The organism is Ferruginibacter sp. (genome assembly GCF_049840995.1).
Lineage (GTDB): Bacteria > Bacteroidota > Bacteroidia > Chitinophagales > Chitinophagaceae > Ferruginibacter.
The window spans coordinates 68995-81155 of record NZ_JASGIP010000001.1; the positions used below are offsets into that span (position 1 = coordinate 68995).

The 12161-nt window shown below is 42.4% G+C and carries 11 protein-coding genes; 5 read left to right on the forward strand and 6 right to left on the reverse strand.

Going from position 1 to position 12161, the window contains the following annotated elements:
* Entirely contained in the window at positions 1-1923 is a 1923-nt protein-coding gene (locus QM738_RS00285; RefSeq protein WP_462274668.1) for a CocE/NonD family hydrolase, read from the reverse strand.
* A gap of 47 nt (positions 1924-1970) precedes the next feature.
* Here QM738_RS00285 and QM738_RS00290 point away from each other — a divergent pair, with 47 nt between their 5' ends.
* Together QM738_RS00290 and QM738_RS00295 are read left to right on the forward strand one after the other, a co-directional pair.
* Positions 1971-2447 carry a nuclear transport factor 2 family protein gene (locus QM738_RS00290; protein WP_462274669.1) on the forward strand — a complete coding sequence of 159 codons (477 nt, stop codon included), beginning with the start codon at positions 1971-1973 and terminating at the stop codon, positions 2445-2447.
* Positions 2448-2549: 102 nt separating this feature from the next.
* Positions 2550-2975, forward strand: a complete 426-nt coding sequence (locus QM738_RS00295; RefSeq protein ID WP_462274670.1) for a DUF1761 domain-containing protein — start codon at positions 2550-2552, stop codon at positions 2973-2975.
* A 69-nt stretch (positions 2976-3044) separates the two neighbouring features.
* On the opposite strand, the gene pyk is transcribed toward QM738_RS00295, so the two are convergent.
* Together pyk and pfkA are read right to left on the reverse strand one after the other, a co-directional pair.
* Entirely contained in the window at positions 3045-4535 is a 1491-nt protein-coding gene (gene pyk, locus QM738_RS00300) for a pyruvate kinase (RefSeq protein WP_462274671.1), read from the reverse strand.
* Between the two features lie 175 nt (positions 4536-4710).
* Positions 4711-5694: a 6-phosphofructokinase gene (pfkA, locus tag QM738_RS00305; protein WP_462274672.1), complete on the reverse strand. Its 984-nt coding sequence runs from the start codon at positions 5692-5694 to the stop codon at positions 4711-4713.
* Between the two features lie 179 nt (positions 5695-5873).
* On the opposite strand from pfkA, the gene QM738_RS00310 reads away from it, so the two are divergent.
* The 3 genes from QM738_RS00310 to QM738_RS00320 are packed head-to-tail and all read left to right on the forward strand — an operon-like array spanning position 5874 to position 8580.
* The gene (locus QM738_RS00310; protein ID WP_462274673.1) at positions 5874-6620 is read left to right on the forward strand and encodes a hypothetical protein; all 747 of its coding nucleotides are present in this window, start codon (positions 5874-5876) and stop codon (positions 6618-6620) included.
* A 47-nt stretch (positions 6621-6667) separates the two neighbouring features.
* Positions 6668-7552 (forward strand): SDR family oxidoreductase, encoded by an 885-nt coding sequence (locus QM738_RS00315; protein WP_462274674.1) that lies wholly within the window; start codon positions 6668-6670, stop codon positions 7550-7552.
* A 50-nt stretch (positions 7553-7602) separates the two neighbouring features.
* Positions 7603-8580 (forward strand): carboxypeptidase regulatory-like domain-containing protein, encoded by a 978-nt coding sequence (locus tag QM738_RS00320; protein WP_462274675.1) that lies wholly within the window; start codon positions 7603-7605, stop codon positions 8578-8580.
* 4 nt (positions 8581-8584) lie between these two features.
* On the opposite strand, the gene QM738_RS00325 is transcribed toward QM738_RS00320, so the two are convergent.
* The 3 genes from QM738_RS00325 to QM738_RS00335 form a co-directional block, all read right to left on the reverse strand.
* Positions 8585-8953 (reverse strand): DUF6970 domain-containing protein, encoded by a 369-nt coding sequence (locus QM738_RS00325; protein WP_462274676.1) that lies wholly within the window; start codon positions 8951-8953, stop codon positions 8585-8587.
* A gap of 61 nt (positions 8954-9014) precedes the next feature.
* On the reverse strand, positions 9015-10802 hold the full coding sequence (gene argS, locus QM738_RS00330; RefSeq protein WP_462274677.1) for an arginine--tRNA ligase: 1788 nt from the start codon (positions 10800-10802) through the stop codon (positions 9015-9017).
* Between the two features lie 375 nt (positions 10803-11177).
* Entirely contained in the window at positions 11178-12044 is an 867-nt protein-coding gene (locus QM738_RS00335; protein ID WP_462274678.1) for an OmpA family protein, read from the reverse strand.
* Between the last annotated feature and the right edge of the window lie 117 nt (positions 12045-12161).

The following is a 12161-nucleotide window of genomic DNA, read 5'->3' on the forward strand; positions in this document are numbered from 1 at the left end:
TTATTGTATTACTGGCAATATGAATTTAGTCTGGTTATTGATATCGTGGTAAACACGGATGGTTGATTTTTGAAAATCACTGTCATTGCAATGATAGATATCGGTAAATACCTGCGGGTTCCTGTCGGCAATAGGGAACCAGCTGCTTTGTACCTGTATCATGATCTTGTGACCTTTTTTAAACGTATGCGCTATATCGGGTAAAGTATATTTTACTTCGGTGATCTTGCCGGGCACAAAAGGTTCCGGTTTTTCAAAACTGTTGCGGAATTTACCTCTCATGATCTCACCACGTACCAGCATCTGGTAACCACCCATCGGGTAATCTTTGCCGTTACCTTTTCCAAATTCTTTTTCATCGTATTTAAAATCATCCGGGAATACGTCAATGAGTTTTACCACAAAATCCGCATCGGTGGTGGAAAGGCTTACCATAAGATCTGCCACCAGCGGACCGGCTAAGGTGATGTCATCTGTAAGTACAGGTGAACTGAAAGTCAATACATCCGTTCTGCGACTGGCAAAACGTTGATCATCGGTCATGTATTCCCTTGTTCTGCCTAAATGCACATCTTCTGTATAGGGAACGGGGTGTGCAGGATCGCTGATGTATTCTGTGAAATGTTCAGGAGCATGTAGATCGGATCTGTCATCACCGAGAGTACTTTTGTTTGCAGAATTATCAAAATCCAGTTTCCCATTCCTGATTGCATACAAATTTTTATACACCACATTTTTTGGTGGCCATTGCTCCAGCCTTTTCCATTCATTTGCCCCGGTAAAGAAAATATTGGCTTCCGCAATATCCCTGACAGTGCCTTTTAATTTTAAATAAAAATTAAAGAAAGGTATCTCGATATTTCTTTGATAATATTCACTGGTGCGGCTGCCAAAGCGCACATTGCCCATATAATCGCCATTGCTTCTGCCACCCCAGCCACCATGAAACCAGGGGCCCATCACCAAACGATTATCCGTATTCTTACTTTTATCTTCAATGGCCTTGTATAAATTCCAGGCGCCATAGCAATCTTCTGCATCAAATAAGCCACCCACTATCAGCATAGCAGGTTTTACATGACTGACAAAGTTCCTGGGGTTGCGGGCCTTCCACCATTCATCATAATCAGGATGGTTCATCAGGTCCTTCCAGAAAGCGATACTATCGCCCATTATTTTAGTGAAATTCTTTACCGCACCCATTTTTAAAAAGAAATCATAATTATCCTGCGATGGTATGGTAAAACCAGGGCTGCCCACCGTGGTAGGTTTTGGCCTTGGCTTACCAAAGCCGCTGTAAAAATTAAAACCATCCATGATCATCAATGCACCATTATGATGAAAATCATCACCCATGAACCAATCGGTAACCGGCGCCTGCGGGCTCACCGCTTTTAATGCAGGATGATCGCTTAATGCAGCCATCGTACTATAAAAACCGGGATAGGAAATACCAAACACACCCACTCTTTTATTATTACTGGGAATATTGTTGATCATCCAGTCAATGGCATCATAAGTATCGCTGGCTTCGTCAAAATCTTTACCTTTTTTATTCGGGTTAAAAGGGCGTACATCCACATAATCACCTTCGCTCATCCACTTGCCCCGCACATCCTGTATGGCGATGATATAACCCTCTTTTAAATAATTGATCCAGTAGCTTTCGTATAAACGTGCATTGAATTTGTCTTCCCCATAAGGCGAACAACTGTAAGGAGTGCGGTTGAGCAATATGGGATGTTTTTCCGAACTGTCTTTTGGAATATAAAAAGCAGTGAATAATTTAATGCCATCCCGCATACTGATCTGCCTTTCTATCTTATAATAATTATCTCTTACCCATATCGAATCGGTATTTTGGGCAGAGAGCTGCAGCAGGCATACCAACAAAACCATTGCGCTCAAACAACATTTTTTCATTTTGTAACAATTTGAATGCTAAATTTAACGAATCTAAACTGTTTCTGATGGCAAATAATGAACAAACGATTGTCTTATTTTATGATGCATTTCAAAAAAAAGATTATATGACAATGAACAGTTGTTACAGCGATGATATCGTGTTCTTCGATCCTGCTTTTGGCTTATTAAAAGGCAACGAGGTAAAATGTATGTGGGAGATGTTGTGTAAGAATGCCAAAGACTTTTCATTGACCTATGGTAATATCACCCACCTGGATGAGGAATACAGCACCTGCGATTGGGTGGCCACCTATACCTTTAGTAAAACGGGCCGGAAAGTGATCAATAAAATAAGGGCCAATATGAAATTTGCCGACGGCAAGATCATTGAACACAGCGATGCCTTCAGCCTGCACCGCTGGAGTGCGCAGGCACTGGGTTTCAGCGGCTGGTTGCTGGGATGGAATAAGTTTTTTCAGAACAAAATAAAGAATACCGCCAAAAAGAATTTACTGCAGTTCATGCAATCAAAAGGAATGTAAAAAGAGCGGGCAGGTTTTAAAAACTTGCCCGCTCTTTTTATACTTGCATTTTGAAAAAATTATTGCTATTTTGGAATAATTCCTAAACCAAAACAATTTATCATGACCAATCCTTTTGATTATTTGAACTGGCTGGCCATACTGGTTGCAGCCCTTGCTTATTTTATGCTGGGTGCATTGTGGTATTCCAAGGTATTATTTGCCAACCGCTGGATCGCTGATCTGAAACTTGATGTCAATAATCCCGATGCCAAAAAAGGCATGGGAATGATGTTTGGCGGATCGTTTGTACTGATGTTTGTACAATGTGTTGCCATTGCCATCATTGCCGAACGCATCGGCATCCGGGGTGATGGCTGGATGAGCGGCCTTAAACTGGGCCTTGTTACCGGGGGTTGTTTATGCGCCACACCGGTAGGGGTTAATTATCTATACGAGAAGAAACCATTCAGCCTTTTCCTGATCAACGGCGGTTATGCGCTGGTAGGCAATATCATTGCTGCAATCATCATCTGCTGCTGGAAATAAAATTGCTGTATATAAATAAAAAAAGCGTGTAAGATATTGCTTACACGCTTTTTTATCGTTTGGTAATAATTATTCCACTTTAGTGATCTTGATGATATTGGTGGGTAAGTGCAGGTCAACAGGCGTACTGCCGGTATTCACCACAATATCTCCCATCTTTAAAAATCCCCTTTGTTTCAATATCTCTATCTGGTCAAAGATGATATCATCCAGGCTTTCTTCTTCTGCATAAAAAATAGCCCTTACACCCCAGCTTAAACTTAACTGGTTGATCAGCGTTCTTTCTTTACTGAAAATATACAGTTGCGATTTAGGACGATAGCTGCTGAGCATAAAACCGGTGTAGCCACTTTGCGTCATACCGATCAACGCATTGGCGCTGGTATCCTGTGCCAGTTTACAGGCGCTGTAAATTAATGCATCACTTAAAAAAGAAGGGGAGTGGGGCTGTGGTGTTAAAATATCATCCCGGTCATAATCATACGCTGTGCTCTCTACTTCCGAAATGATCTTGCTCATCATTTCCACCACCAGCGTGGGATATTGGCCCATGGCCGTTTCGCCACTCAGCATAACTGCGTCTGCGCCTTCCAGTACGGCGTTGGCTACGTCGGTCACCTCGCTGCGGTTGGGTTTGGTGCGTTCCATCATGCTCTCCATCATTTGTGTAGCCACAATTACAGGCTTGGCACGGTGCATACATTTGCGGATGATCTCTTTCTGCAGTATCGGCACCTGTTCCACGGGCACTTCCACACCCAGGTCACCACGTGCTATCATAATACCATCGCTTTCTACAATAATGTCCCTGATATTGCGCAATGCTTCGGGCATTTCAATTTTTGCGATCACTTTTATTTTGCTGTCCCTGGCCTTGATCCTTTTTTTAAGGTCCGTGATATCTACCGCTTTTCTTACAAAAGAAAGCGCCACCCAGTCAAGATTGTTATCAATGATGAATTCCAGGTCCTCAATATCTTTCGGTGTAAGTGAAGGCATGGTCAGTTCACTATCGGGTAGGTTCACGCCTTTTTTAGGTAATAAGGTACCGCCCAGGCTTACCCTTATCAATACTTCTTTTTCGTTCAGTACTTTCACCAGTTGCACTTCCATCTTGCCATCATCAAAGAATATGCGCTCGCCGGGTTTTACATCCTTGGCAAGGTTCTGGTAACTCACATATATTTTTTCTTTGGTGCCCACCATTTTTTCAGTGGTCAGTATGATCTCGTCGCCTTCTTTTAATTCAAGACTGCCGCCTTCCAGCTCGCCTACACGAAGTTTGGGTCCTTGCAGATCGCCGAGGATGGCAATATTATAAGGTTCTTTTTTATTGATCTCGCGGATATATTCAATGATCTGTTTTTTACTTTCGTAAGCGCCGTGCGAAAAATTCAACCGGAAAACATTTACACCGGCTTTTACCAGCGCCAGCAGTTTATCGTATGTGTCCGAAGCAGGACCTACAGTGGCAACAATTTTGGTTCTCTTCTGCGAGTGCTCAATGCCCGCCTGGTTATTCATTTGTTTGTGGAAATACTGGCTTATATTTTTACTCATAGTTAATTGAATGATTTATGATTTTAGTTATGGTTGAGAAAAGTTGCGGGTTAAAAAGTTACGGGTTGTTCTTGTTGCGGGTTTTTGATCGTTTGCGAGTATTAGGGTTTATTTTTTCGCTAACGATCAAAAACCCGTAACCCGTAACCCGCAACCCGTAACCCGTAACTTGCCTTTAACTCGACAAAATCTTAACGATCTTCATCCACTCTTCACTGATCCTTTGTTTTTTCTTTACCGCTTCGTTCAGTGGTGTATAATTCATTTTATTATTTACAATGCCTACAAAAACGTTGTGGCGTCCTTCCAGCAAACTTTCCACTGCATGATAGCCCATACGGCTGGCAATTAAGCGGTCGGCGCAACTGGGGCTGCCACCTCTTTGAATATGGCCCAGTATACATACCCTTACTTCCTGGTGAGGCAGGCGGGTCTTGATCACTTTCGCCACTTCATCAGCGCCGCCAAATTCATCGCCTTCTGCCACCACGATCAGGTTCACCAGTTTATGGCGACGTTCTTTTTCTTCCAGCGCTTTAATGATATCGTTGATGATGGTCTTTCTTTCGGGGATCAGTATATTTTCTGCACCTGTTGCAATGCCGCTGTGCAGTGCAATATAACCGGCATCGCGGCCCATCACTTCAATAATGAACAGGCGGTCGTGAGCATCTGCCGTATCACGTATCTTATCAATGGCTTCCACTGCAGTATTTACCGCAGTATCAAAACCAATAGTGGAATCAGTGCCCGCAATATCCTTATCAATAGTACCCGGCAAACCAATGCAGGGAATATCAAATTCGTTGCTGAAAGTTTGTGCACCACGGAAGCTGCCGTCGCCGCCAATGATCACCAGCCCGTTAATGCCCAGTTTCTTTAAATTGTTATAAGCGATCTGTCTGCCTTCCGGGGTAAAGAATTCCTTACTGCGGGAGGTTTTTAAAATAGTGCCGCCACGCTGAATGATATTGGCAACACTCTTGCTTTCCATCCTGAAAATATCATTTTCCACCATGCCGCTGTAGCCTCTCATAATGCCGTACACTTCCAGGCCGTGGTAAATACCGGCACGAACAACGGCACGTACGGCCGCATTCATACCCGGGCTATCACCGCCGGAAGTAAGAACACCAATTTTAGTTACTTTCTTTTCCATGAGCCAAAGATAAGTTAAACACTTGATTTTTGGTTGTGTGCAAAGGACACATTAGAGCGCAAACGTTTTTTGTGAATAAAAAATGATACTATTCCTACTAAAACAGTAGGATAAATATACCCATTGCATGGTATTGTAGTGAAATTTCTATAATTGTAGTTTTATTAAAATTATTTTGAATGAAAAAGAATTATGCAGCGTTGCTGCTTTGTTTTGTAACAATGCAACAACTGGTTGCACAAACAACTGATAAGAAAACCATTTTTACATTTACCATTACTGATTATATAGTTGCAGCAAGCGATAGTGTCTCCATAGTGCAGGTGGAATTACCGCTGAACAGTGCTGTAACAATGGAATTGAAACAAGCGGGCCTGATGCGCCGCAATTATAACAATGATAATAATGATACGGCGGTGTTGGCATCGGGCAGGTGCCAGTTGATAAAAGGCAATTATTATTATTTTGGCATGCGCCGTGATAAAAATGCAGCGCCCCTGCAGGCCAACGACCTGTTGTACACGATGGTATATTATCCTGCAGCATTCCAGGGAAGAATTTACAATTTAATAAAGAACGGCATTTACCTGGATCGTGTAACAGAAGGCAGCTTTTACAATTTTACAACCGCGGTTACAATGGATGAAAAAAAGGAGAACAGCCTAATAGATTCGCTGGTGGATGATATACACTATACCGGCAGCGAAATGCAAAAACAAAATAACGGGCAGGACCAGGATATAAAAGGCGGCAGCTTTGATGGTAAAAAATTATTTGCGGCCATGCAGCAAATAACCGCTGCCGATGTAAAAGATTTTTTAGATTATGTAATTGTGCGCCCTCGCAAATATGCCGGTAATCACTGGAAGATATCCGAAACATTTGCCACCTGGATGGTAAGCAATACACCCAAAGTGGTAAAATAAATACTACTGAATGCTTATCTTAGCAGCAGTCAATCTAACTGCACACCATGAAGATATTGATCACCGGCATCAATGGTTTTTTAGGCTATTATTTTGCCGAACAACTTATCAATAACCAGCACCATGTAATAGCTACCGGCAAAGGCCCCTGCAGGCTGCCCTTCAACAATATTGCTTTTATTTACGAAGACATGGATTTTACCGATGCTGCAGCAGTGCAGGAAATATTCGGAAGATACCAACCCGATGCTGTATTGCATGCAGGCGCCATCAGCAAACCCGATGAGTGCGAGCAGAACAGGGCGCTGGCAGATAAAGTGAATATAGAAGGCACAGCAATAATGCTGCAGACTGCTGCCCAATATCATTGCAGCTTCCTGTTCATGAGTACCGATTTTGTATTTGACGGCGAAAAAGGTATGTATACAGAAACAGATGCTGTAAATGCAGTGAATTATTACGGCGAAACAAAAATAAAAGCCGAACAACTGGTAATGCAGTATCCATACAACTGGAGTATTGTAAGAACCGTATTGGTATACGGCAAGCCTTATAACAAACGCAACAACATTCTCACCATTGTAAGGGATAAACTGGAAAAAGGCGAACCGTATGAAGTGTTCAACGACCAGGTGCGCACGCCTACCTATGCAGGCGATCTTGCAAAAGGGGTTGCAGCAATAATAGAGCAGGAGCGGCAGGGCATTTATAATATCTGCGGCGAAGAAATATATACGCCTTACGAAATGGCCATTGCCACCGGTGCATTTTTACAATTAGATACATCACTGATAAAAAAAATAAGCGCAAAAGATTTTGTACAACCAGCCAGGCGTCCGCCCAGGACCGGTTTAAATATCAGCAAAGCAAAACGTGATCTCGGTTACCAATCCCTTAGTTTTAAAGAAGGGCTCAAATTGACATTGAAATAATATCCAATTGTTATTTTCAATGCTTAACTTTAGTTGCAAAGCCCGTAGCAATGAAAAAAAGCCCTGTATTACACATCAATATTCCTGATCCCTGTTCGCAGAACTGGGATGCCATGGCGCCCTCGGGAGAAGGAAGGCAATGCAGTAAATGCAATACTATCATTTACGATTTTTCGCAAATGAGTGATGAAGAATTACTGCAGTTCTTCAAAAAACATCCTGCCACACATTGCGGGCGTTTTCATAATTCGCAATTGAACAGGGATATACAATACCCGGTAAAGAAAAAATTCGCACTGCCTTACAGGTTCTCTAAAATAGCTGCTGCATTTTTTACATTACTCAGTTTCCGTTCTTCCATATCAATGGCAGCTAAAAAATCAACTGTAGCTGTTGAACAAAATGCAACGCCTGTACGAAAAATTTTGCAGGGCGGTAAAGCTGTGATCAGCGGCACTGTAAAAGACAGGGATGGCAAACCACTGGAAAAAGCAGTGGTGATGTTCGACAGTATACACGCAGCCATAACAGATGCTGAAGGAAAATTCAGTTTTGAAATGGATGCGGTAACCGGCGAAAACCACCACCTGTACTTTAGTTACGAAGGGTTGATAACAGTTGTGCGTACATACCATCCCGTAATGCTGTCAACTGAATACAATGTTATTCTTTACAAACCCATGCCACAGGATTGCCAGACAACAGCAGGAATAATGTTGCCATTCGGGTATCTTGGAGAGCTGCCTTCATTACAATTTAAAGGGAAAGAACTCCGGCTTTCTACCGATAACAAAGCCATTATTGCTGTAGTAGCCGATAAATTAAAAGCTAATCCTGAGGGCAGCATCCACGTTAAAGCTTATTACACAGATGCTGCAAAATCTCGGTTATTGGCAGAATTAAGGGTAACAGCTGTAAGAAAATATTTAGTGGAACAAATGGGCATTAATGTTGACAGAATTATGATTGTAACCGGTCGCGAAACTGAATTAAGCAACAGGGTGGATTTTTTAAACTCCGATCAATAACACTTTACCTCGGATCTTTCCAAACCGTTGTAACAAAAACAGCCTCTTTAAAAAAGTTGGGATGCGTACCATCGCCGCCACCACCAACACCGCCCGAAGGAGCGAAGAGAAAATTGCAATTGGCATCTTTTACTTTGTTATACCGGTCGCAGCAACCGTAATAATACAAATGCACCAATGCGCCCTGGTAGTTATAGGCATCTATCTGGTAAATGTAACTGCCCTTGGGCTGGGATAGAGCGCTGTCAATATCAGTAGTGGTACAGCTGAAATAACAAACGGCGGGATCAACTGCATCAGCAGCTTTTTCTTTTTTACAACTAACAAACAATACTGCGGATACGGCAGCAACAATTAAAAATGAGTACTTCATGACTATGTTTTTTTAATGTTGACAACCGCTTTTCAGCAACCGTTGCACTTGGTATATTTTTTTACATTCTTTCCGGAACTGTAATGCCCAGCAGGTGCATACCGCTTTTAATGATATTGGCCGTCATAGCGGCCAGCTGTAAACGCAATTGTTTTTTGGCTTCCGTTTCTGCATTGGCAATAGAATGCTCGGTATAGAAAGAACTGAAGGTCTTTGCAATATTGTATACATAAATGGCAATAGCCGAAGGATTCATCTCATCACCCGCCTGCTGCACAATCGTTGGATACTGCTCCAGCGCCACCACCAACTCCTTCTCCAACGGCAAGAAAGACGCTTCCCCACTCACCACTGACAACTCACCACTCACGTTGCCTGCTTTCCTCAAAATAGATTTTATCCTCGCATGATTGAACTGTATGAATGGCCCCGTAAAACCATGAAAATCGATACTCTCTTCCGGGTTAAAGATCATTTTCTTTTTAGGGTCCACCCGCAGCAAAAAGAATTTTAAAGCGCCGAGACCAATAGTGTGGTACAATTCTCTTAATTCAGTTGCTGTAAAATCTTTCACCTTGCCCAGCTCTTCTGTTTTTTCCTGCGCTACTTTTTCCATTTCATCCACAATATCATCCGCATCTACTACCGTGCCTTCGCGGCTCTTCATTTTACCGGTAGGCAATTCCACCATACCATAACTTAAATGATAGATATTTTCTGCATTGGGCAATTGCAGTTTTTCAGCGATCAGCTTCAGCACCTTCATGTGATAATTCTGTTCGTCACCGATCACATAAATACTCTGGTCAATTTTATATTCATTGTATTTATCCTGTGCCAAACCAATATCCTGTGTAATGTAAACCGAAGTGCCATCCTTACGCTGCACAATTTTTTTATCCAGCCCATCTTTTTCAAGATCGATCCACACACTGTTATCAGGCTCTTTATAAAAAACATTTTTCTGCAAACCTTCCTCCACTGTTTTTTTACCCAGTAAATAAGTTTTGCTTTCATAATAAGTTTTATCAAAATCACTGCCGATCCTTTTGTACGTAATATCAAAACCATCATATACCCAGCCATTCATCTTTGCCCACAGTTCCATTACATCCGGCTTGCCGGCTTCCCAATCCAGCAACATTTGTTGCGTGGCTTTCATGATCGGCGCTTCTTTTTCCGCTTCTTCCTGTTTCATGCCGCCGGCTTTCAGCTCTTCCACCTGCCGCTTATATTCGTCATTGAACTTTACATAATAATCGCCCACAAAATGATCGCCCTTGGTATGCGTACTTTGTGGTGTGGCGCCATTGGCAAACAATTGCCAGGCGATCATACTCTTGCAGATATGAATACCACGGTCGTTCACGATACAACTCTTCACCACCTCGTAACCATTGGCTTTAAAAATTTCCGCCACGCTCCAGCCTAAAAAATTATTTCTTAAATGACCCAGGTGTAATGGTTTGTTGGTGTTGGGGGAGGAGTATTCCACCATTACTTTTTTACCATTAGAAGTCTGTGTACCAAAATGGATATTGCTGTAATTATTGTGCAGCACTTCCATCCAGTAAGCATCGGCAACGGTAAGATTTAAAAAACCCTTGATGATATTGTATTTTGTAAAAAGTGCAGGATTATTTTGTACCAGGTGATCGCCCAGTTGTGTGCCAATGGCATCGGGCGATAACTTCAGCGATTTTACCAACGAAAACAAAACAATGGTATAATCTCCTTCAAATTCGGGCTTGGTCTGGTTAACCTGGAAATCCTTTGCTGTAAAAGCCTGGCCAAATAAACTGTTTAAACTTGCTACGGCGCTTTTTTGTAATTTTTCTACTACTGACATGCCGCAAAGATAGCAAACAAGAAATAACCCCGCAGATTTCGCAAATCTCGCTGAGAGAAAAGAGCTTCGCTTTTTGGTTTGGCCACCGATACTTCAGCTTCGCTCAGTACACAGATTAACACAGATTTTTTTTAATGCCCGCAGATTACGCTGAATACGCAGAGAGAAAAAAGCTTCGCTTTTTGGTTTGGCCACCGATACTTCAGCTTCGCTCAGTACACAGATTAACACAGATTTTTTAATGCCCGCAGATTACGCTGATTACGCAGAAAAATAAACAACAATAACCCGTAACCCGTAACCAATTGCCCGCGGATTGCGCAGAGAAAATAAATAACAATAATAACCCGTAACCCGTAACTCTCTTCTCCCGCCTCACTTCCCCACAATCTTAATCTCCACCCTCCGGTTACCCGTTTTTTCCCCCTCCGATTGTTCGGGATAAGCATAAACAGGTTGCGTATGTCCCAGTCCCACGTACGAAAGCCGGTCTTCGGCAATATTATTTTTTACCAGGTATGCCCACACCGCTTTGGCTCTTTCAGTTGATAAAGTATTGGTGCCCGTTTCTTCATCAAAACCATCCACATTGCCGGGCAGGCAGCAGATATGGCCTTGTATCGCGATCTTCAGGTTTTTGTTTTTCTGCAGCGTACGCAATAATTCTTCCAGTACCGGGTAGCTTTCGGGTAGTAACTGGTGCCGGCCGCCCACAAACAGTAAATTTTTCAATACAATACTACTGCCCACTTTAATAGCAGTATCTTCCAGTTGCTGCTGCAAAGTTTTTTGAACAACAGGAGCAACTGGTACAACAGGTGTAACAGGAACCACAGCTGCGGTGGTTACACTCCAGGCAATTTCCACGCGGCGGTTAAGGCTGCGCTCATCGCTATCGGCATTGCTGTTCAGCGGTTTTCTTTTACCAAAGCCCTCGGCAGCAGTAAAACTGCCCGCAGCAATATTATTTTTAAGTAAATAATTTTTTACAGCAGCCACTCTTTTATTGCTCAGCGCATCATTGTACGCATTGCTGCCAATGGCATCGCAATGGCCGTTCAGTTCAATAGAAAGATCGCTGGTATTTGATTGGAGGATGCTGATAAAACTATCCAGGCTGGCCCTGGCAGCGGGTGTAAGTGCGTGCTTATCAAAATCAAAATGCACGGTAAAACTTTGTGTGTGCTGCGAAAATGCAGGTAAACACAGCAGTAAGGCAAGGGAACAAACCAGGGTTTTCATGCGTATCATTTTCATAAAAATCTATATAAAATCTCATATAAACAGCATTAAAACCCAAAATAAAACCTAAAATTCCCCGATCTAAATCTAAAATCGCCCATCTGCAATCTAAAATCC